At 51.9% G+C, this 20,960-nt stretch carries 18 protein-coding genes, 2 tRNA genes and 1 pseudogene; 15 read left to right on the plus strand and 6 right to left on the minus strand.

Annotated features, from left to right (window positions below; translation table 11 throughout):
* Positions 1-48: 48 nt before the first annotated feature.
* Positions 49-1,696 (minus strand): annotated as a pseudogene (gene hutU / locus IPG22_21420) (urocanate hydratase).
* A 120-nt stretch (positions 1,697-1,816) separates the two neighbouring features.
* On the opposite strand from hutU, the gene IPG22_21425 reads away from it, so the two are divergent.
* Genes IPG22_21425 through IPG22_21445 form a run of 5 tightly spaced genes read left to right on the plus strand, consistent with a single transcriptional unit; the run spans position 1,817 to position 6,403 of the window.
* Positions 1,817-2,302: a hypothetical protein gene (locus tag IPG22_21425; GenBank protein ID MBK6590838.1), complete on the plus strand. Its 486-nt coding sequence runs from the start codon at positions 1,817-1,819 to the stop codon at positions 2,300-2,302.
* Positions 2,302-3,582 carry an imidazolonepropionase gene (locus tag IPG22_21430; protein ID MBK6590839.1) on the plus strand — a complete coding sequence of 427 codons (1,281 nt, stop codon included), beginning with the start codon at positions 2,302-2,304 and terminating at the stop codon, positions 3,580-3,582. The genes IPG22_21425 and IPG22_21430 overlap by 1 nt, the downstream gene beginning before the upstream one ends.
* Complete coding sequence (locus IPG22_21435) at positions 3,572-3,958, plus strand: hypothetical protein (GenBank protein ID MBK6590840.1); 387 nt, start codon at positions 3,572-3,574, stop codon at positions 3,956-3,958. Before IPG22_21430 ends, IPG22_21435 begins: the two co-directional genes overlap by 11 nt.
* Positions 3,939-5,543 (plus strand): histidine ammonia-lyase, encoded by a 1,605-nt coding sequence (hutH, locus tag IPG22_21440; protein ID MBK6590841.1) that lies wholly within the window; start codon positions 3,939-3,941, stop codon positions 5,541-5,543. Before IPG22_21435 ends, hutH begins: the two co-directional genes overlap by 20 nt.
* Positions 5,540-6,403: a hypothetical protein gene (locus IPG22_21445; GenBank protein ID MBK6590842.1), complete on the plus strand. Its 864-nt coding sequence runs from the start codon at positions 5,540-5,542 to the stop codon at positions 6,401-6,403. Before hutH ends, IPG22_21445 begins: the two co-directional genes overlap by 4 nt.
* A gap of 93 nt (positions 6,404-6,496) precedes the next feature.
* On the opposite strand, the gene IPG22_21450 is transcribed toward IPG22_21445, so the two are convergent.
* From IPG22_21450 to IPG22_21460, 3 genes are all read right to left on the minus strand, one after another.
* A complete protein-coding gene (locus IPG22_21450) occupies positions 6,497-7,036 on the minus strand; it encodes a hypothetical protein (GenBank protein ID MBK6590843.1) in 540 nt (179 codons plus the stop codon).
* Positions 7,037-7,045: 9 nt separating this feature from the next.
* Positions 7,046-7,489, minus strand: a complete 444-nt coding sequence (locus IPG22_21455) for a YtxH domain-containing protein (protein ID MBK6590844.1) — start codon at positions 7,487-7,489, stop codon at positions 7,046-7,048.
* A 106-nt stretch (positions 7,490-7,595) separates the two neighbouring features.
* Positions 7,596-8,828, minus strand: coding sequence for a threonine ammonia-lyase (locus IPG22_21460; protein MBK6590845.1), 1,233 nt, complete (start codon positions 8,826-8,828; stop codon positions 7,596-7,598).
* Positions 8,829-8,971: 143 nt separating this feature from the next.
* On the opposite strand from IPG22_21460, the gene IPG22_21465 reads away from it, so the two are divergent.
* The 8 genes from IPG22_21465 (at position 8,972) to IPG22_21500 (ending at position 14,441) form a co-directional block, all read left to right on the plus strand.
* Entirely contained in the window at positions 8,972-9,985 is a 1,014-nt protein-coding gene (locus IPG22_21465) for an SPFH/Band 7/PHB domain protein (GenBank protein MBK6590846.1), read from the plus strand.
* Positions 9,986-10,066: 81 nt separating this feature from the next.
* Positions 10,067-10,588, plus strand: coding sequence for a glutathione peroxidase (locus IPG22_21470; protein ID MBK6590847.1), 522 nt, complete (start codon positions 10,067-10,069; stop codon positions 10,586-10,588).
* 75 nt (positions 10,589-10,663) lie between these two features.
* Positions 10,664-11,737 carry an endolytic transglycosylase MltG gene (mltG, locus tag IPG22_21475; GenBank protein MBK6590848.1) on the plus strand — a complete coding sequence of 358 codons (1,074 nt, stop codon included), beginning with the start codon at positions 10,664-10,666 and terminating at the stop codon, positions 11,735-11,737.
* Complete coding sequence (locus tag IPG22_21480; protein MBK6590849.1) at positions 11,734-12,600, plus strand: HAD family phosphatase; 867 nt, start codon at positions 11,734-11,736, stop codon at positions 12,598-12,600. Before mltG ends, IPG22_21480 begins: the two co-directional genes overlap by 4 nt.
* A gap of 141 nt (positions 12,601-12,741) precedes the next feature.
* A complete protein-coding gene (locus IPG22_21485) occupies positions 12,742-13,230 on the plus strand; it encodes a peptidylprolyl isomerase (protein MBK6590850.1) in 489 nt (162 codons plus the stop codon).
* Positions 13,231-13,265: 35 nt separating this feature from the next.
* The gene (locus IPG22_21490; GenBank protein ID MBK6590851.1) at positions 13,266-13,709 is read left to right on the plus strand and encodes a D-tyrosyl-tRNA(Tyr) deacylase; all 444 of its coding nucleotides are present in this window, start codon (positions 13,266-13,268) and stop codon (positions 13,707-13,709) included.
* Position 13,710: 1 nt separating this feature from the next.
* A complete protein-coding gene (locus IPG22_21495) occupies positions 13,711-14,352 on the plus strand; it encodes a peptidylprolyl isomerase (GenBank protein MBK6590852.1) in 642 nt (213 codons plus the stop codon).
* A 13-nt stretch (positions 14,353-14,365) separates the two neighbouring features.
* A tRNA-Arg gene (locus IPG22_21500) sits at positions 14,366-14,441 on the plus strand.
* A gap of 349 nt (positions 14,442-14,790) precedes the next feature.
* Here IPG22_21500 and IPG22_21505 read toward each other — a convergent pair.
* Together IPG22_21505 and IPG22_21510 are read right to left on the minus strand one after the other, a co-directional pair.
* Positions 14,791-17,373, minus strand: a complete 2,583-nt coding sequence (locus tag IPG22_21505; protein ID MBK6590853.1) for a hypothetical protein — start codon at positions 17,371-17,373, stop codon at positions 14,791-14,793.
* A 134-nt stretch (positions 17,374-17,507) separates the two neighbouring features.
* A complete protein-coding gene (locus IPG22_21510; protein MBK6590854.1) occupies positions 17,508-20,378 on the minus strand; it encodes an aconitate hydratase in 2,871 nt (956 codons plus the stop codon).
* A gap of 143 nt (positions 20,379-20,521) precedes the next feature.
* Between IPG22_21510 and IPG22_21515 the strand changes: the two genes are divergently transcribed.
* Together IPG22_21515 and IPG22_21520 are read left to right on the plus strand one after the other, a co-directional pair.
* Positions 20,522-20,596, plus strand: a tRNA-Glu gene (locus tag IPG22_21515).
* 34 nt (positions 20,597-20,630) lie between these two features.
* On the plus strand, positions 20,631-20,945 hold the full coding sequence (locus tag IPG22_21520) for a YbjQ family protein (GenBank protein ID MBK6590855.1): 315 nt from the start codon (positions 20,631-20,633) through the stop codon (positions 20,943-20,945).
* Positions 20,946-20,960 lie beyond the last annotated feature (15 nt).

Genomic DNA, 20,960 nt, shown 5'->3' on the forward strand with positions numbered 1-20,960 from the left:
AAGATTGTTCCGAACGTGCTCTTTCTCATAGGCTTGCTTGGCTCCGTACTATTTCTCCATTGGGATCTTTACATCATTCCGTTCAGCAAAATCCGCAGCTTCTTCGTATCCGGCATCAACGTGACGAATGACGCCCATGCCGGGATCGGTGGTCAGGACGCGTTCGATGCGTTTAGCGGCTTCGGGGGTGCCGTCGGCGACGATCACCTGGCCGGCGTGGAGCGAGTAGCCGATGCCGACGCCGCCGCCGTGGTGGAGAGAAACCCAAGTTGCGCCGCCCGCGACGTTTATCATGGCGTTGAGATAGACCCAATCGGCGATAGCGTCGGAGCCGTCTTTCATTGATTCGGTCTCGCGGTTTGGCGAGGCGACGCTGCCGCAGTCGAGGTGGTCGCGGCCGATGACGATCGGGGCTTTTAGTTCGCCGCTGGCGACCATTTCGTTGAGTTTCAGGCCGGCTTTGGCTCTCGCTCCGTAGCCAAGCCAGCAGATGCGCCGGGAGGCCCTGAAACTCAACCTTTTCCTGCGCCATCGTCAGCCATTTGGCGAGATGGTCGTCTTCGGGGAAGAGATTCATGATCGCTTCGTCGGTGCGGTAGATGTCTTCCTTGTCGCCCGAAAGAGCGACCCAGCGGAACGGGCCTTTGCCCTCGCAAAAGAGCGGGCGGATGTAGGCAGGGACGAATCCGGGATAATCGAAGGCGTTCGCGACTCCGTTGTCTTTTGCTCTTTGTCTGAGGTTGTTGCCGTAATCGAAAACGATCGAGCCGCGACGCTGGAATTCAAGCATTGCTTCGACATGTTTTGCCATCGAATCCATTGCACGCTGTTCGTATTCTGACTGGTTCAATTTGCGCAGCTCGTTCGCCTGTTCGATATCGAGGCCGATGGGAATGTAGCCATAGAGAACGTCGTGCGCGGAGGTTTGGTCCGTTACGACGTCGGGTATGACGCCGCGTTCGAGCAGTTGCCAATGTATCTCCGCCGCATTCCCATGAAGGGCGATGGATTTCGCTTCCCTTGCCTCGACGGCGGCACTTACGAGTTCGAGAGCGTCGTCAAGATCCTTAGCGGCCACATCGACCTGTTTCAACTGCAAACGCCGCTCTATTCGCCACGGATCGACATCAACGAGCAGCCCGACACCGCCGTTGAAGGTGATCGCCTGCGCCTGAGCACCGCCCATTTCGCCGAGTCCGGCGGTGAGCACGAACTTCCCTGCCAGCGAGCCCCAACCATGCTGCCGTGCGAGCGAACCAAAGGTTTCGTAGGTCCCCTGCAAAATTCCTTGCGTACCGATGTATATCCACGAACCCGCCGTCATCTGCCCGTACATCATCAGCCCGTCACGTTCGTACTGGTCAAATTGTTCCTGCGTTGCCCAATGCGGCACAATGTTCGAGTTAGCGAGCAGAACGCGCGGCGCGTCGGCGTGACTCTTGAAAACACCAACCGGCTTTCCCGACTGGATCATCAGCGTTTCGTCCTCGTTCAGCTCACGCAGGTTTTTCAGGATCGCGTCAAATGATTCCCAATTCCTCGCCGCCTTGCCCCGGCCGCCGTAGACGATCAGATTATCGGGATCGAACGCAACATCAGGGTCGAGATTGTTCTGGATCATCCGATAAGCGGCCTCGATGAGCCAGTTTTTGCAGCTGAGTTCGGTGCCAGTTGGGGCGTGTATTTCTCTTTTCATACGGTTTGAGACTATGATAACCGAAATCCGGTTGCGGTAAAATCGGCTCGGATGGGAATGCCGAAGCACGCGGCCTTGTGATAAAATCGCGGAGAAAAAGTCTTTTGGAACTACAAATATATGAAGTACTTGACCTCGATATTTACAGTCGCGTTTATTTCGGCTGCTTTCTGTATTTCGGCCACTGGCCAGGCTGCGAAACCAAAACCGGTCGTAAAATACGACGAAAAGCTGGCCAAAAAGCTCGGTGCGGACGAACGCGGAATGAAGATGTTTGTTCTGTGCATTCTCAAGACCGGTCCAAAAGATTCGGAGATCAGAGGAAAAGAGCGGGATGATATTTTCGCGGGCCATTTTGCGAATATTGGAAATCTTGCCGGTCAAGGAAAACTCGCGGTCGCCGGGCCGTTCGAGAAAAACGATAAGGCGTATCGCGGGCTCTATATTTTTAATGTCGCGACGCTCGAGGAAGCCGAGAAGTTGGTGGTTCTCGATCCGGCGGTTAAGGCTGGAGTTTTCGTACCGGATCTGACGCTCTGGTACGGCTCCGCCGCAATGATGACGATCAACGAAACTCACAAGAAGATCCAAAAGCCTACAAAATAGTGCCAACAGCAGACCTCATAATCCACAACGCCGGACAACTCGTAACCTGTGCGTCCGGCGGCAGGCCAAAGCGCCGGGCGGCGATGCTCGACGTCGGTATGATCGCGAATGGCGCCGTCGCAATTGCTGCTGGTAAGATCGTCGGGGTTGGAACGACTGAGACGATACTGAACGACTTTTCGGCCTTTGAAATGATCGATGCAGGCGGTAACGTCGTCTGTCCCGGATTTGTCGACCCGCACACACATATCGTTTATGCCGGCGACCGTTTGAATGAGTTTGAACTCAAGATCAAAGGTGCGGATTATCTCGAAATACTGACAAATGGCGGCGGCATTATCTCGACCGTGAGGCATACGCGAGAAGCTAGCGTTGAACAGCTAGTTGAGCGATCGCTGAAGCGGCTCGACAAGATGCTTGCCTGCGGCACAACAACCTGTGAGATCAAGACGGGTTACGGCCTGGATACGGAAACAGAATTAAAGATGCTAGCCGTTATCGAGGTGCTCGATAATTTTCATGCGATCGACATCGTTCCGACCTTCCTTGCCGCTCATGCAGTGCCGCCTGAGTTCAAGGGCAACGCCGATGGTTATGTCGACCTGATCTGCGGTGAGATGCTGCCGCTGGCTTGGAAATGGTACAAGCAGTCGCACTTTGCGACGAACGGAATTCCCTTTTACGCGGACGTTTTCACCGAAAAGAACGCGTACGACATCGAGCAAACGCGCCGCGTTCTGGAGACTGCGATAGCTCTGGGATTTGGCATAAAGGCACATGTCGATCAGTTTACAAATCTTGGCGGATCAAAACTTGGTATCGAGTTGAATGCAGCTTCGATCGACCATCTGGACGCCATTTCTGACACAGAGATCGAGATGCTTGCAGCGAGCAACACGGTCGGGGTCGTAATTCCGACCGAGAATTTCAATGGCGGCAAAACGCAATTCGCCGACGCGAGGAAGTTGATCGATTCAGGATGTTCTCTAGCCCTTTCAACGGATTACAATCCAGGCTCAGCCCCATGCCCGTCAATGCCAATGGCGATGGCGATCGCTTGTCGCTATCAGAAATTGCTTCCGGCCGAGGCTCTAAATGCTTGCACAATAAATGCAGCTTACTCTATCGGAAAAGGTAGCGACGCAGGCTCGATCGAGGTTGGAAAGTCGGCAGATCTTGTGCTCACGGAAACAACGGACTATCGAGCGCTGATGTATGAATTTGGCACGAGCACGGTTGCAAAGATCTTGAAAGGCGGTGTGCTCGTCCATGGATCATAATGGGTTTGCGGAGCTTCTCGATCAGCTGGCCAGATCCTGGTCCTCGAAGTCTTACGAGGAAGTTGCTTCTAGGTTTACTGAGCGTCTTTACTATTCAGACGCAATAAACTATTCATTCTTTGACCGGGAATCGCTCTTGGATTTCTTCCGGGACGATGGCGGGCACGAGCAGTCTTGTGTATTTCACGATCACGTTTTCGACGTCGGGCGCCAGATCGGCGTTGCCGAATACACCTACTCAGGCCATTATATTTATCACGGTACCGTGTGGATCGAGCTCGAGGGCGATATGATATCTGTTTGGCGGGAATATCAGCATCGTGCAGATACTTCCTACGAGAGCTTTTGGAAACTAGATGAAAGAGATCATCCTTGACGGCGAAAGCCTTACATTTGAAGAAGTAATTGCGGTTGCGTACAGCAAGGCCGGCGAGCCGAGGGTTGTTTTGTCTGAGACGGCAAAAACGGCGGTGAATCGTGCCGCCGCGGCGGTGCAGACTTTGCTGGATCGAGGTGAGATCGCTTACGGCATTACGACCGGTTTTGGAGCTTTTAAGGACAAGATCATCAGCCGCGAAGAGGTTGAGCTGCTGCAGCGGAATATCGTAGTGAGCCACGCGGTTGGTGTTGGGAAGAATTTCGATATTCCGACGGTGCGGGCGATAATGCTGATCCGCGCTAATACCCTGGCTCGCGGATTCTCGGGTATCAAGCTTGCGACGCTTGAGTTGATCCTCGAATTTCTCAATCGCGGCGTCCATCCGTCTATTCCCGAAAAAGGAAGCCTCGGGGCGAGCGGGGATCTTGCTCCGCTTGCTCATTTCGCCTGCGTTTTGATCGGCGAAGGCGAGGCCGAATATCAGGGCAACGTAATTAACGGTCTGGAGGCGTTGTCACGTTCGGGGCTCGAACCGATAAAGCTGGCGGCTAAAGAAGGTCTTGCTCTGACGAATGGCACGACCGTGATGACTGCGGTTGGGTTGCTTGAAACTTGGAAAGCGAAGCACCTGGCTAAGATCGCGGATATCGCCGGTTGTCTAAGTCTCGAAGCTCTGCACGGGACTGTCTCTGCGTTCGACGAACGGATTCACGCTCTGCGTCCGCATCCGCGGCAGACCGAATGCGCCCGAAACTTGCGCGAGATACTTGCCGAGAGCGAGTTTGTTCGTGATTTTGATCCGGCGAATGTTCAGGATGCTTATACGTTGCGGTGCATGCCCCAGGTTCACGGTGCATGCCGCGATGCTATCGCCTATGCGGAATGGCTGATCAAGATAGAACTAAATTCCGTCACCGATAATCCGCTGATCTTTGTGTCGGAACCGTCTACTTCAGGGAACGAAACGACTGAACATCCTGAAGTCGCTCCGCCGGCTTACGCAGGCGGTTCAGACCTGGTTATCGAGGTTATCAGCGGCGGCAATTTCCATGGTGAGCCGCTGGCATTGGCGTTCGACTATTTGACCATCGCTCTTTCCGAACTTGGAAACATCTCCGAGCGCCGGATCATGCGGCTAACCGACGAATCATCCAACGCTCACATTCTGCCGGCGTTCCTAACGGACAACGGCGGACTTAACTCCGGCTTCATGATCGTCCAGTACACAGCGGCGGCATTGTGTACTGAAAACAAGATCCTTGCTCACCCTGCGAGCGTCGATACCATACCAAGCTCGGCGAATGTTGAGGATCACGTTTCAATGGGGGCAACCGCAGCCCTAAAATTGCGCGTCGTAGCTGAGAACCTCGAGACGATACTCGCTCTCGAAGCGTTTTGTGCGGCTCAGGGGATCGATTTTAGAAAACGGGTACTGGGCAACAATAAGAAATTGGGGGCGGGAACGCGAGAACTATATGCGAGACTTCGGGGGAAGATCCCATTTATCGGCGTAGACGAATATATGAAACGCCATATTGACAGTGCTTGCGAGGTCATTCGCAATTTTCCGGCGACAATATGAGAAACAAAGGGTTGGTCGTTGTAACAGTGGTCATTTTGGCTTGCGTCGGCTGTTGGTCGGTCGGATCAAAGGCAGAACCGAATACAGCCGAAACCTTAGAAATGAAAGGAACGGACGTGAAAAAAGGGTTTCTCGAAAATCTGCCGAAAGGCTTCGAACAACCGGCCGACGACGCCGGTCGGCTTCTGCTTCGGGAATACGGTGCTGTTTTTCTTGCGAGGAATGGGGCGATACCGCCGAAGAAAGTAGTCTTTCGTGACGAAGCCGACGTAACTGCATTCCAGTCGACACTTCAGCGTTCGTCTGAATCGATAGGCGGAACCACCGTCGAACTGCAGGCAGCGGCGATGTCCGCATTGCAAAAAGCGCGAGCGGAAGCTCAGCAGACCGGCCTCTCAATATCGCCTCGCGGTGCCGATTCGGCCCGGCGTGGCTATAACCAGACCGTTTCGCTGTGGGCGAGCCGGGTTAATCCGGGATTCGTTTACTGGGTCGGAAAGGGACGTGTGACGCAGGCTGAAGCAAATCGCATCAAAGCCTTGTCGCCATATCAGCAGGTTCCTGAGATCCTCAGATTAGAGCAGTCAAACATCTTTTTCGCAAAATCGCTCGACAAATCGATAATCTACTCAGTCGCGCCTCCGGGAACCTCGCAGCATTTGTCGATGCTGGCGTTGGACGTCGAGCAAAATGAGAATGGTACAGTGCGGACGATACTCGCAAAAAACGGCTGGTTCCAGACCGTCGTTTCCGATCTGCCGCATTTTACGTATATTGGTGTCAAAGAATCAGAACTTGCCGGACTGGGATTGAAAGAGGTAAAGAACGGCGGAAGAACGTTCTGGATACCGGAATTTTAACTTTAATTACAGAAGCCTAGACGAAGTAAGGGCTCTCTCGTTCACCGAAAGAGCCCTTAATTTATGCGGGCTTCCGCAATACTAGACCGTCTCTTAACCGATGAACATCTCATCGTCGACATAAACCCGGTCGATCTGCTTTGGAGCCGGAGCGAACAGAACCTCAAGACCTTTTTTCACGCCCGCCATAACCGCAGCGATCTCGCGAGCCGGGACGACTATCTTCTGGTTTACAAATTCAGTGGTTGTCGTTACCTGATCGTGCGTACGGTCTATCGAACGGCTGACCATATCGACCTTATCACGGGCCGTCAAGGCAGTGTGACTGACGATCTGACGCAACTCTACGACCTCTTCCTTAATGAGTTCGGTCGAGTCGGCCAGATATTTGGTCGCGGTTGCGAGATTTGTTGAGATCTCGTTGAACTGCACTGATATTTCGCGGCCCTGAACACTGATCGCATCGACTTTAGTGATCAGCGGTGCAACGCGTTCCTCGAGATTCTTGACGGTCGCGACGACACGGCGAACGGTCATTGCTATCGCAATGAGCGATATCGCCATCACGATGAACGTAATGGCGATCACGATCGACGAGATCATCATCCAAAATTGAGGTTCGCTGGGATTCATAAACTAAGGTTAGCTTTTCTTCTCTGGGTCGTCGATAACAGGATAGCTGGCACGGCCTTCGGAGATCGAGCTTGACTCATTTTTCCGTTTCTCAGCCGTATATGCATCCTTACCTGCCTCAATAGCCGCGGTAAATGGATTTGCAGTGTTTGCGGCAGCGGTCTTGGCCTTCTCACCAAATTCGGCAGCTTTTTCGGCCGCAGTCTGGTAGAACTCGTTGGCACGCTCGCGTGATACTTCGTAGTATTCACCTGCACGTTCCTGAAGTTGAGCGGCCGTTTCCTTGCTCTTTTCGATGCCCTTGCGTGTAGCGTCCGCGATATCTCCGCGAAGTTCGACACCCGATTTAGGAGCGAACAACAAAGCCAGGATCGCACCGATACCGCCGCCGACGATCAAATAGGTCAATTTCGTCGCCGCACTTGCTTCATCTCTTTCATATTCGTGTCTCATAAGCACCTCCCGCGTACATTGAATACGCCTAAAATATCGAAAATCTTCTATGGCTTAACTATAACAAAACTTTGGATTTGGGGCAAAGAAATATTTTCCGCCGTAATTATTCCTCCCAATCGCCCTGGCCCTCGCGCTCGACCAAATAACCGGCATTCTGCAGATGCTTATGGACCTCGTGGCCGTGCTGCTCGTCGCGGACCTCGAGGAGCATTTGGATGCCAACGCGGCCGAGTGGGGCGAGCCACATAGCCCGGCGATGAAATACTTCGATGACATTAGCACCTGATTCGGCGACCGTATTCAGAAGAGCGGCGAGCATTCCCGGGCGGTCGAGAACGAGCAATTTCAGCATTATGTAGCGGCCTTGACGGACGAGAACTTGCTCGAGAATACGGGATAGCAAGTTGGCGTCAATGTTGCCGCCGCATAGGACGGCACAGACAGTGTCATCGCTCTTGACCTTGATCTTTTTAGAAAGCAGGGCCGCAAGCCCCGCGGCACCCGCACCTTCGACGACGAGACGGTTATTTTGAACGCAGAAGAAAATAGCTCTGGCGATCTCCTCTTCGCTGACTTCGACGACATCGTCGATCAGTTCCTGGATGATCGGAAAAGTCAGTTCTCCCGGCGTTTTTACAGCGATACCATCGGCGATCGTCTGGCCCGGCTTAGCGACGATCCCGTGCCCGGCCTTGAGGCTCGGGTTTACCCAGCTAACAGCTTCTGATTGGACGCCGATCATTCTTACGTCCGGTTTTAAGGTTTTGATCGCTGTCGCAATACCGGAAATGAGCCCGCCGCCCCCGATCGGAACGACAACCGTCGTGATCTCAGGCAGGGACTCGATGATCTCCAGCCCGATAGTTCCCTGCCCCGCAATGATCCGTTCGTCATCGAACGCATGCACATAGGTGAAGCCCTTCTCAGCCTGCAGTTCGCGGGAATATGCGACGGCTTCGTCAAAGGTAGTTCCATGCAGCACGACCGTGCCGCCGAAATTCTTGGTCGCCGTGATCTTTGTCAGTGGAGCGTTCTCAGGCAGGACGATCGTTGATTTGATCCCGTTCAGCGTAGCAGCCATCGCGACGCCCTGAGCATGATTTCCGGCCGAAGCGGCAATGACGCCCCGTTCTTTTTCTTCGTCAGAAAGGCGTGAGATCTTGTTGTACGCTCCGCGGATCTTGAACGAACCGCTTCGCTGCAGGCATTCGGCCTTCAGGCTCGCTTTGGCACCGATCTCGCGGGTCAAACGATCATCGAACAGCACGGGTGTCGGAGTAATAATGCCCGTCAGGATGCGTCGAGCTTCTTGAATATCGGATAGTTTGACTGTCATAAAGTTGACGGAATTATATGTTAAATAACAACAAAAATGCGAATCATAATTCACATCTCCGGGCTGGATCGCGCTTGGAAAAGGGCAGACGCTGTATCCGGAGAATATGTTATTATTATTGCTAGTAATTACGGAGGAATATTATGCCTGAGCTTTTTGGTGTTGGTGCGATCTTACTCGCTATCATTGGTTTCGCTCTGCTTATTATTGCGTTCAAGACGATAAAGATCGTCCCGCAGTCAAGCGTATTGCTGATCGAACGGCTCGGACGCTTTCATCGAGTCGCCGCGAGCGGGCTAAACGTTATCGTTCCGTTCTTCGAAGCTCCGCGAGCTGTTTATTGGACGAATGTTCGCCCGGGTACGACGTTCATCGATTCCCGCGAGCAATTCATCGATCTGCCGCCGCAATCGGTGATTTCGCGTGACAACGTCATGATGGGCGTCGATTCAGTCGTCTACTGGCAGATCACCGATCCGATCAAGGCCACCTACGAGGTCAATGATCTGGTGGGTTCGATCGTTCAGTTAACTTTTACCGGCATGCGGTCGGTGATCGGTAAGCTCGACCTCGACCACACGCTCTCGTCGCGTGACCAGATAAATAACGAACTCCGCATGATCCTCGACGAAGCCACCGATAAATGGGGCGTCAAAGTTACCCGCGTCGATATCAAAAACATTACGCCGCCTGAAGACGTAAGAATAACGATGGAGAAACAGATGACGGCCGAGCGTAACCGCCGTGCCTTAATTCTCCAGGCGGAAGGAGACAAGCAAGCCGCGATAACGCGGGCTGAGGGTGAAAAGCAAGCAGCAATCACACGGTCGGAAGGCAACAAACAGTCCGCAATCCTTGACGCCGAGGGAGCTTCGCAAGCCCGACAAATAAGTTCGGCCGCGGAATCTCAGGCCATCGCCCAGATCGCGAGCGCCATCGGCGACCGTGCCCAAACAGCCCAGTATTTGATAACGCAGCGATATGTCGATTCGATGCGGGACATGGCTCGGACGCAGAACTCGAAAGTGATATTCATGCCGATGGAAACATCGGGGGTACTTGCAAGCGTCGGAGCGTTCAAAGAAGTATTTGCTGCGACAGGCGAAACCGATGAGCTGCCAAAGGCACCGCGTTCGCCGCGTGAATTGGAGAAATAATAGATGTTGAAAATTGTTGGGATAATTATGGTCGTAGCCGTCGCGGCTCTTGCCGGCGGTGCATACAAGCTTGGGTTCATAATGAACGATTCACCTACGGAGCCCGTTGCCGCCAAATCGGTTTACGAATTCACGATGCGCGACATTGATGGTAAGAACGTCAAGCTTGATGCTTACAAAGGCAAAGTCGTCATGATCGTAAACACTGCAAGTAAATGCGGTTACACGCCTCAGTACGAAGGCCTGCAGGCTCTTTACGACAAAAACAAAGATAAGGGTTTCGTCGTACTTGGCTTCCCGGCAAATAATTTTATGGGCCAGGAACCGGGAACAGAAGCAGAGATAAAGGAATTTTGCACCCTTAAATATAAGGTGACTTTCCCAATGTTCGCTAAGATCTCAGTCAAGGGCCCGGATCAGGACCCGCTCTATAATTTCCTGACCAATAAGGCTACGAACCCCGAGTTTGCCGGCGATATATCGTGGAATTTTAATAAATTCCTTGTTGATCGCAACGGTAAAGTTGTAGCCCGGTTTGGCTCGGGAGATACACCTGAGAGCGAAGCCGTGGTCGCCGCAGTTCAGAAGTATCTCGGAAATTAGGTTAAGATTCTAACATTAGCGGGTTAGGTCCACGGATGCCGTATCGTTGCTGCATCCGTGGATATTTTGTTTGTTATGAAGGTTGTAAAGATCGTTTTTATCCTGTTGGTTTTGGCCGTGATCGGAATCGCCGGTTTTTCGTACTGGCTATTCAGTTCTATGAACACGCCGCGAGCCCACGACAAATCTACGCAGTATATCAAGATAGAAAAAGGAACGCCGCCTAGCGGCATCATCGCAAAGCTCGTCGCAGAAGGTGTGATAGGAAGTGAACTTCCGACTCTCATCTATCTAAGATTCCTGGGCGATGCGAGCAAGCTTCAAGCGGGCGACTATCAATTCGATTCGCCCATCACGCCGCTGCAGGTTCTGAAGGAACTCGAGAAAGGCGAGGTTTTAACAACTAAGCTCACAATTCCCGAAGGTTTTACGCGTTTTGACATCTCAAAACGGATCGTCGAGAAATTTCCGCAGCAACCGCCGGTCGATGACAAAGCCATAGTCGCGATGATGGATGACGTAACGTTGATCCGCGACATCTCGCCAACCGCGAAGAATCTGGAAGGCTATATGTACCCGACGACATACAATCTTCCGCGCGAGACAAAACCTGCCGACATAATCAAGCGTATGGTCGATGAGTTTCGCAAATTTTGGAAGCCCGATTGGACGCAGCAAGCAAAGTCGCTCGGCCGCACGCCTCATGAGATCGTTACGATCGCGTCCCTGATCGAGACGGAAACCAGTGTCGAATCAGAACGCCCAATTGTGGCGGGTGTTATCAACAACAGATTGTCTAAAAACATCCCGCTCGGGATCGACCAAACAAACGTCTACATCGCCAAAATGATGGGACGTTGGGACGGCACTATCAACAAGAGCGACCTCGAAGTCGATTCCCCCTACAACACCCGAACCAAAACCGGAATCCCACCCGGCCCGATCTCATCCGTCACCGAAAGCTCCATCAAAGCCGCCCTAAATCCGTCGCCAAACGACTACATCTTTTACGTTCGAAATGTCGATCTAAATGATGGTTCACATTGGTTTTACAGTTCGGCTGCCGAGTTTGAAAAAGGTAAGGCAAAGTACCAGCAATGGCTGGAAAAGGAGCGTCAGGAAAAACGGGAGCAAAACAGCAATCAATGATAAAACTTCTCGCCCTCGACCTCGACGGCACAACGTTAAATTCTAACGGAGAAATTCCCTACGCTAATCGGGCTGCGATACGTGCGGCTGAGGAACGCGGTGTGCTTGTCACGATCGCCACCGGGCGGCGATTTCGGGATGCGCGGCCGATCGCACTGGATCTTGCCTTGAATGCTCCGCTGATCTGCCACAACGGTGCTTTGATCAAATATGCAGATTCGCAGGAGACGGTGGCGTGCGATCTGCTTTCGACCGAGACGAGCTATGAGATAGTGCGTGTCGGGAAGCAATTTGGCGGCGATGCTCTAGTTAGTACCGATCCACACCAAAATGGAACGCTCCTTTACGACCGCATCTCAGACGATAATATTCCGCTCAAGAAATATCTCCGCTGGTCGGAAACACTCCACGGGGGCGAGGCGGGCCGCGAGGGCGTGATGCACGTTCCGAGCCTTGAGGACATCCTCCACAAGCAAGAGATCGTTCATATCTCATTCTCAGGCAATTGTGCCCCGATGATCGAGTTGGAAGAGACGCTTCGTGAGGAACTCGGCGATAACGTCACGCTGCTTGCAACCATCTATCCAACGCTCGACTTCACGCTGCTCGATATCTTGCCGCCGGAAGCTTCGAAAGGACACGGCGTCGCCAAGCTTGCCGAACTACACGGATTAACTCACGAAAGCGTGATGACAATGGGCGACAATTTCAACGATCTCGAAATGCTCGAATACGCTGGAACAGCAGTCGTGATGGGAAATGCCGACGCTAAACTCCTCGACCGCGAGGATTTTTATTCGACGTTGTCGAATAACGAGAATGGAGTCGCCGCAGCAATTGAACGTTTTATTTTGAACGTATGAGAGAATCTACACATATCATCATTCAAATAGGCCGAGGCAATTGGATTGCTTTGCGGTGAAATTGTTAAAATATAAGCAAAGCGAGATCTACTCGATAATTCAGATAATTTAAATAAGTAGTTAGCTCCAGGAGATTTATAAGTGGCAAATAGAATTGCAGTTTTAGAAACCAGTAAAGGTACGATCAAATTCGAACTTCTAGAAGACGACGCACCGAAAACGACCGAGAATTTCCGTCTTTTGGCGGATAAGAATTATTACGACGGCGTCATATTTCATCGTGTGATCCCAAATTTCATGATCCAGGGCGGCGATCCGCTTGGCGAAGGCTACGGCGGCGAATCGGCTTGGGGCGGTAAGTTCAACGATGAGATCGACCGCGGCTCGGCCCTTTATGCAGGTCCATACGAAAAAGGCACCGTGGCGATGGCAAATTCGGGCCCGAACACGAACGGCTCGCAGTTCTTCATCATGCACGTCGATTATCCCCTGCCCCCAAGCTATTCGAAATTCGGCAAGGTAGTCGAAGGACAGGATGTCGTCAACGAAATTGCGACCGTTGCCAGAAATCACAACGACAAGCCGCTCGAGCCGGTTGTGATGGAAAAGGTTTACATCGAGGAAGTTTAGTCCGCCCTCACTAACGTGCGGGATCCTGCAAGATAATGAGAGCTGTCGTTCAACGCGTATCCCGGTCAAAGGTAACCGTTGGCGGCGAACTAATCGGCGAGATCGGTCGCGGCGTTCTGGTTCTGCTGGGCGTTACTAATGGTGACGATAACAAGGACGCGGAATTCCTGATCGATAAGATCGTTAATCTTCGGATCTTTGACGATTCTGAGGGTAAGATGAATCTTTCTCTCGTGGATGTCGGCGGCGAAATGCTCGTGGTTTCGCAGTTTACGCTTTACGCCGACACGCGACGCGGGCGTCGCCCCTCATTTATGGAAGCCGCAGGCGGCGAAGACGCTTTGCGATGGTATAAGTACTTTATCGTGAAAGCTCGGGAATCGGTCAAAATCGTCGCTCATGGAGCCTTTGGCGAAATGATGGATGTCGAACTCGTCAACGACGGGCCGGTAACGATAATCTTAGAAAGTAAAAAATGATATGAAGAGAATAACGTTTTTATTGCTTCTTTTAAGCCTCGTGCTCGGCGCTTCATGCAGCGGCGGGGGAACTAAAACAGCAAACACGAAACCGGCGGCCAATGCCGAAGTAAAAAAAGGAGTGGCTCCGATAGCGGATCCCGAGATAGCCGTTATTGAAATGGAGAACAGCTCGGCGTACGGTACGATAAAACTTGAGTTGTATTCAAATATCGCTCCGCTGCAAGTAGCCCGATTCAAGGAACTCGCGAAAGAAGGCTATTATAACGGGATCGCATTCCACCGCATTAACCAGAGTGTGATCCAGGCCGGCGATGCGAACACAAAAGAAGGCGGGCCAAAAACCACCGGCAAGGAAGGCGATTCCGGAAAGCCGAACGTCCCGGCCGAGTTTTCGGACATCCCTTATGACACCGGGATCCTCGGAGCGGCAAGATTCGGAAATGACGTCAATTCGGCGAACTCACAGTTCTTCATCATGCTAAAGCGTGAGGCGGCTTTCGATAACAAATATACTGTTTATGGTAAAGTTATCGAGGGCATGAACAACGTTCGTACCATCGCCCAGGCTCCAAAAGCCGAAGGTACCGAACGCCCGGTCGATCCGATCCGCATTAAGCAGATCACGATCGTTCCGCGTTAGGATGATCATTTACGCTCGCGTAGCTCAGTGGATAGAGTGCTTCCCTCCGAAGGAAGAAGTCGCAGGTTCAAATCCCGCCGCGAGTACCAAATTTATGATGAGAACAGGCACCGCGTTGGTGCCTTTTTTTTATATGTTTTTGGTTGGATCAATCATTTGCTCGATGGGTGCCAGTTTCAGGCACTAATGGCTACGGCAGATCGCGGTTCCCAACGGCCCGCTTAAGTGATAGCTACAAGGGGGACCGGCGGATTCAGATACTTCTAAACATTGGGAGTTCTCAAACGAGGAGCCGCGGCCCTTTCAATCGCGTTAATCTGTACGGCTGCTTGCTGCACTTGCTAACTAAACAATCTCGGCAAGAGGCGAAAAAAAGGTTCCCCAGCGATCTGAGGAACCTTTTCTTATTTTGAGTAGAGCTTTTTACGACTTATCACTTTAAGGTACCTTCATTGCCGGATCACCAAGCAATACCCATGAGAGCCTAACGTCAGCGCCGGCTTCGATCGCGGTCTTGGCGTCCTTCACAAGGTCTCCCATTCGTTCGATATTTCCGGTCGACATCTGATTGAAGAAGCGAAGAGCCATTATCAACTGGATGTCAGGCGTTGTTTCCGACGTTGACGCCCATGCGGCTGCCGCTCCTCCGGTGGTGGAGAACAGCAGTGTTTCTGAGAGAGAGTCACCATTCGGACGCAGAAAATAGCCGTTCAAGCAGGTCAACATGATGTAAAGGCTCGGGTTATCGATGTTAGTTAGCTGCGGAACAGTGTTGTTATTGAAGAAACTACTGTTCGCCCACAAACCGGCCGATCCGTGGCCTGAGTAGTTGATAAGGAACTTTCCTTCATTCATCCGGCCAGTTAGATTACTTTGGGCATTGACTTCCCCGGCGCTTACCATTGAAACAGGGGTTCCTGCCGGCAGTGTCTGACTTAGCTGCTGACTCATTGCCTCAAAATCAAATCCTAGCGGGACATCGTGTGCGAACAAGACACCGCGGCTGAACGATTGCTGCGCAGCCTCGTATTTGACCGTTTTGTTAAAGACCGTCGTGATCTGATTCGCTGTTCGCGCCGGGATCCGGCCGATAGCGATGTCAGATAACCCATCGTCATCAAAATCCCCAAGGGCTTCATCACTAACGCTTTCCTCAAGGATTAAGGTGACAGGCTGCGAAGGTATCAGGTCAAAGTAGCCAAAGCCCTCGTAATTGCGCGGATCGTAAGTCGAGTCACCAAGAAACAGCACATATCGAGGAGGCGTCGTCCATTCAGAGCTCGTATGGTTCAGGAACGCCTTGACGGCCTCGTGACCTGAGCGACCGTAGTTGAACTCATCATAAATATCAGCAACATCGATCACTTTGACCGTAAACCGGCCGCCATTTCCGGAACGGCGGTAATCGGCCCAGGTTTGGGCAGCGGTCAGGAATACCGGACTTGAATGGCTGATTATCAGCATGTCGGCTTCATTACCTGTACCTGAAAGCGTCGAGGGAAGATTCTCATACACCGCTGATGCCTGTAAGAGGGCCGAATTTTCGATGGCATAACCAACCATCATTCGCCCTGAGGGAATCTTTGCAATGTATTCGGAACCACTGGGAGCAAGCGTTACGTTCGAGATCAAAACAGGATTTCCATCAAACGTCATGTCAAAGACGCGCACATTCGAAGTAGTAAACCCTGAGATATCAACTTTCTTCGAACCTGGCGTCGAGAAGGATATTTTGTTTTGATCTGCAACGTATTTTCTTGCGTACTTTACAGAAATGTTGTCAAACAAATTGAAATCTGATGCAAGGTGCGCCGTTAACTCCAGTTCGTTTGTCCCCTCAAGCAGCTGTGAAGTCGGAACCGTAAACGTGCCCGAATAAAAGACCTGCCCGAACTGCGTGATCAATGGAAGCTCGAATCCATTAAGCTTAGGGCGTATCTGGTGCGAATTATTCGAGAAACCATAAGCGTTTATCTTGATCTGAGCATTTGGAACCGAAAAATCAATGCCAGTAAGGTTAAAATTTATGCGTGCGGGGGTATCAGAAAAGAGTCTACCGAGAAAATTCTCCTCTTCACCATTGAAAAACTTATTGTAAAACTGCGTTCTCTCTTTCTTAAGAGCAATCACCGGATATTGCGTGGAAGCAGCCGCTCCCGGTATCTGACGGAGGACCTTGCTTCCGATACGCTTGCCCGCAACGGTATCCGCGATCAGATAGTACACGCGGGTGTCCGTCTCAGCCGTATCCAGCCCCTTTCCGTAAAATTCGATATAGGCTGAGCCCGGTCCGACGATAATTGCCTGCTCGACGCCATTCATAAACAATCGCCACTTGGCTGAATCGCTGTTGACTGGAAAATTGGCACTTTGAAGCTCCGCCGAAGTCACCCGATAAAAGCCGTCCTTCTTGACAGCGATCTTTGCACCGGCCTTACTGGCGACCCATAGCTGATTCACCGGATCCGGTTCTTGCTCATATAGGCTTACCAGATCTTGAAGTTCTCCCGTAAGAGCTGATGTTCGTTGTTCAATGTTCGAGTTCGGTGAATTGATCGAATTAAGATAGGTCTGAGCGGAAGTTCCGGTTTCCGCTGCCAGATCTCTAACGGATTGTGCGGTAAACTCTTTACCGAACGACCGGTTTCCGCTTAGCGATAGGAATTCGATAACGTAATTATTTCCTGCCGCACCACTCGGATCGAAAACCTCATAGGTCTCACCATATGCCGGGCGGCTTCCAAACCGGCCGGCAGACCCCATAACTATCCTTTGATTTACGAGTTCTCTACCCTCCGGCGAAACGCGGTACACGTTGTAACCCGCAATGCTGTTTTCGATCTTCATTTGCCAGCGTACGAGTACGCCGGTCCCGTCAGTCAGGGCTCTCGTGCTTTCAAATTGGGATCGGGACGACACCTTCGCACTGGTGCGCTCGTTTGAAGCCGTTTGGGCAAAAGCTGGCGAGATCGCCGCAAAAGCAAAGGTAAGCAGAAGCGCAACCGATACGGTTTTCCTCATAATATTTTCTCCAGAAAAAGCCGGAAGGGACGGCGCAAAAACATTCGATCTTCCTAAAAAGTGTAAATTTATCACCGTTTAACGATGAATACAAGCAATTTTTACTTCACAACAAACCGCTTCACGTAAGCGCTCTAGCCAACCAACTGGCGTAGAACGTAGGGTAAAATGCCACCATTCTTGTAATATTCGATCTCGATCGGCGTATCGATCCGAAGTGTCAACGTAACTTCCTCGGTCTCTCCGTTCGCACGGGTTATCCGCAGCGTGGCATCCTGCATCGGTTTAACCTCCGAACCCTCGATCCCGACCAGGTCAAAGGTCTCAGTTCCGTCGAGCCCGAGCGACTGGGCCGACTGTCCGTTCTTGAATTGAAGCGGCAGAACCCCCATCCCGACTAGGTTTGAACGGTGAATTCGCTCGAAGGATTCCGTAACCACGGCCTTTACCCCCATTAAAGCGGTACCCTTTGCAGCCCAGTCTCGTGAACTGCCCGTTCCGTACTCCTTTCCCGCAAAGATCATTAGATGCGTGTTTTCCTGTTTATACTGCATCGCAACATCGTAGATAGATCCTTCGGCACCATCGGGCTGATGCTTAGTAAAGCCGCCCTCGGTCGGCGAGACCATGGTGTTCTTGATCCTTACATTCGCGAATGTTCCTCTCAGCATCACGCGGTCATTGCCGCGACGCGAGCCATAAGAATTAAAGTCTTCTGGTGCAACGCCGAGTTCCTGCAAATATCGGCCAGCCGGCGAATTCGCTTTTATTGCTCCAGCCGGCGAGATGTGGTCCGTCGTAACGGAATCGCCAAAGATCGCCAGAGCTCTCGCTCCGCGAATATCCGAAAAAGCACCCGTCGCCATTGTGAAGTCCTCAAAAAATGGCGGTTCCTGAATATAGGTAGAATCTGGATCCCACTCGTAGATCTGCCCAACGCTCGATTCAATGCTGTTCCAGAGTGGGTTTTGCTCGGCAAATTGGGTATATAGCCGTTTGTACATCTCCGGATCGAATGCGGCACTAAGCATTTCACGAACCTCGTCAAGCGACGCCCAAATATCCTTCAGAAATACGTCGTTACCATCACGATCCTGGCCGATCGGGTGAAGATAGATATCCTTCACAACCGTTCCGGCCAACGCGTAAGCCACGACGAGCGGCGGAGACATTAAGAAATTAGCCTTAATATTCTGATGAACGCGAGCCTCGAAATTTCTGTTTCCTGAAAGTACGGATGCCGCGATTATATCGTTCTCAACGATCTGATCTTCGATCGACGGATCGAGCGGCCCGGAATTTCCGATACACGTCGTACACCCGTATCCGACCAGATTAAAACCAACTTCGTTAAGATATGGCGTCAGGCCCGTACGATCAAGGTACTCGGTCACAACGCGCGAGCCCGGGGCGAGCGACGTTTTTACATACGCCGGTACCTTCATTCCTTTTTCGACAGCCTTTTTCGCTACGATGCCGGCCGCGATCATCACGGCTGGATTAGACGTGTTCGTACACGAAGTGATCGCTGCGATCAGGACGTCGCCACTGCCGATACTGGTCGAAACGGTTGGTGTTGTGGTTTCGTCAAATTCGACGCGATCAGGCGTCGGACGATTGTTGACCATCTCGATCTCTGTTTCAACATTGGTGTTGCCGACAGAAACTGTATCGTGATCCGCTTCCGGGATCGACTTTGAGCTCTGCTCGCCCCCGCCTTCGACCATTACGACAGTGTGCTCTCCCATGGAAACGCTAAAACGCCGTTCAAGATCCTCAGCTGCCTTTCCATAACCGCCATCTGCAACCGGTTTAGTAAAAAGCTCAAGGAAACGATCGTCAAGATTCGATAACTCGATCCGATCCTGCGGACGCTTTGGCCCAGCGACGGCCGGATTGACGGTTTCGAGGTTTAGATCAATGACGGTTGTATAGTCCACTTCGCCTTCTTTCGGAATGCCGAACATCTCCTGTGCTTTGTAATATGCACGTATGGTCTCGATTTGTTCCCGCGAACGGCCGGTATTTGCAAAATATTCCAAAGTTTTTTCGTCAACGCCGAAAAAGCCCATGGTCGCACCGTATTCCGGAGCCATGTTCGCGATCGTCGCACGGTCGGTCGCATTAAGAGCGGCCGCACCTTCGCCAAAAAATTCAACGAATTTGCCAACCACATTCGCCTTGCGGAGCATCTCCGTGATGCGGAGGACCAGGTCTGTCGCCGTCGATCCTTGTGACAGTTCGCCGGTCAGGTGAACACCGACGACGTCAGGCGTGAGGAAGTAAACCGGCTGTCCGAGCATTCCAGCCTCAGCCTCAATGCCGCCAACGCCCCAGCCGACGATGCCGAGACCGTTGATCATCGTTGTGTGCGAATCTGTTCCAACGAGAGAATCCGGGAAATAGACATTTTCGCGTTCAAAAACGCCTTTTGCCAGATATTCCAGATTCACCTGATGCACGATACCGATACCTGGAGGCACGACGCTGAATCCGTTAAATGCCTGAGTTCCCCATTTCAGAAAGCGATAGCGCTGGTCGTTTCGCTTAAACTCCATCGCCATATTCTGCTGGTACGCACTCTCGCTGCCGGCAAAATCAACTTGAACCGAATGATCGATGACCAGATCCACCGGAACAAGCGGCTCGATAACACCGGGGTCTTTACCCATTCTCTGCACCGCGGAACGCATCGCCGCCAGATCGACAAGCAGCGGAACGCCCGTAAAATCCTGCAATACAACACGGGCGACGACGAACGGGATCTCTTCCGAACGCTCTTCATTTGCCTGCCACGCGGCAAGAGCTTTAACATTTGCCTCGCTTACCTTGCGGCCGCCATCGAAATTGCGAAGAACGGATTCCAAAACAATGCGTATCGAGATCGGCAATCGCGAAATGGTACCGAGACCGTGTTTTTCAAGTTCCGGTAAGGAATAATAAACGCCTTCACTGCCGCTGCCAGTAACAAAGGTTTTTCGAGTATTAAAGAGATTGTGCGTCATATTGGTTGTTGATGAATTAAAGCCTAAACGTCTAGTTTAGAAAGCCTTGGGGACAAGGTCAAGGAACGCGTTGGATCGCAACCGCCAGACTGCTGACTTGCTTCGGATCGAATTGATGAATTATACTTTCGATTCGTCTTCGTGGCGCCTTCGTCTATCGGTTAGGACGCGAGGTTCTCAACCTTGAAAGAGGGGTTCAACTCCCCTAGGCGCTACCAACTCCCCTTTCTTCGTTCGACAAAAAGAGGAAACATGATAGTAACAACCGGATTCGATGTTCAGGGCAGGCAAGTCGTTGAATATCTTGGCGTAGTGCGCGGTATCGTTGTCCGTGCGACCGGCATTGGCCGGGGAATTATCGGTGGATTTAAGTCGCTCGCCGGCGGTAATATTGAGGAATGGTCGGTCGTTTGCGAAGAAGCTCGCAAAGAAGCTTTTAACCGGCTCGTCCAGCACGCTCACGAGATCGGAGCCGACGCGATCATCGGAATGCGATACGACGCGACCGAATTCTCACAAGGTGCAACAGAGGTCCTTGCCTACGGGACTGCCGTCAAATTGAACTAGAGATGTCAAACGACA

Source organism: Acidobacteriota bacterium (genome assembly GCA_016703965.1).
In the GTDB taxonomy this organism is placed as follows: domain Bacteria; phylum Acidobacteriota; class Blastocatellia; order Pyrinomonadales; family Pyrinomonadaceae; genus OLB17.

Excerpts from the sequence above, each read along its gene's own strand:
- IPG22_21465 (MBK6590846.1), top strand. The coding sequence starts at position 8,972 with ATGCCTGAGCTTTTTGGTGTTGGTGCGATCTTACTCGCTATCATTGGT.
- IPG22_21460 (MBK6590845.1), bottom strand. The coding sequence starts at position 8,828 with ATGACAGTCAAACTATCCGATATTCAAGAAGCTCGACGCATCCTGACG.
- IPG22_21495 (MBK6590852.1), top strand. The coding sequence starts at position 13,711 with ATGAAGAGAATAACGTTTTTATTGCTTCTTTTAAGCCTCGTGCTCGGC.
- IPG22_21505 (MBK6590853.1), bottom strand. The coding sequence starts at position 17,373 with ATGAGGAAAACCGTATCGGTTGCGCTTCTGCTTACCTTTGCTTTTGCG.
- IPG22_21490 (MBK6590851.1), top strand. The coding sequence starts at position 13,266 with ATGAGAGCTGTCGTTCAACGCGTATCCCGGTCAAAGGTAACCGTTGGC.
- hutH (MBK6590841.1), top strand. The coding sequence starts at position 3,939 with ATGAAAGAGATCATCCTTGACGGCGAAAGCCTTACATTTGAAGAAGTA.
- IPG22_21450 (MBK6590843.1), bottom strand. The coding sequence starts at position 7,036 with ATGAATCCCAGCGAACCTCAATTTTGGATGATGATCTCGTCGATCGTG.
- IPG22_21510 (MBK6590854.1), bottom strand. The coding sequence starts at position 20,378 with ATGACGCACAATCTCTTTAATACTCGAAAAACCTTTGTTACTGGCAGC.
- IPG22_21445 (MBK6590842.1), top strand. The coding sequence starts at position 5,540 with ATGAGAAACAAAGGGTTGGTCGTTGTAACAGTGGTCATTTTGGCTTGC.
- IPG22_21520 (MBK6590855.1), top strand. The coding sequence starts at position 20,631 with ATGATAGTAACAACCGGATTCGATGTTCAGGGCAGGCAAGTCGTTGAA.
- IPG22_21425 (MBK6590838.1), top strand. The coding sequence starts at position 1,817 with ATGAAGTACTTGACCTCGATATTTACAGTCGCGTTTATTTCGGCTGCT.
- IPG22_21435 (MBK6590840.1), top strand. The coding sequence starts at position 3,572 with ATGGATCATAATGGGTTTGCGGAGCTTCTCGATCAGCTGGCCAGATCC.
- IPG22_21455 (MBK6590844.1), bottom strand. The coding sequence starts at position 7,489 with ATGAGACACGAATATGAAAGAGATGAAGCAAGTGCGGCGACGAAATTG.
- IPG22_21480 (MBK6590849.1), top strand. The coding sequence starts at position 11,734 with ATGATAAAACTTCTCGCCCTCGACCTCGACGGCACAACGTTAAATTCT.
- mltG (MBK6590848.1), top strand. The coding sequence starts at position 10,664 with ATGAAGGTTGTAAAGATCGTTTTTATCCTGTTGGTTTTGGCCGTGATC.
- IPG22_21470 (MBK6590847.1), top strand. The coding sequence starts at position 10,067 with ATGAACGATTCACCTACGGAGCCCGTTGCCGCCAAATCGGTTTACGAA.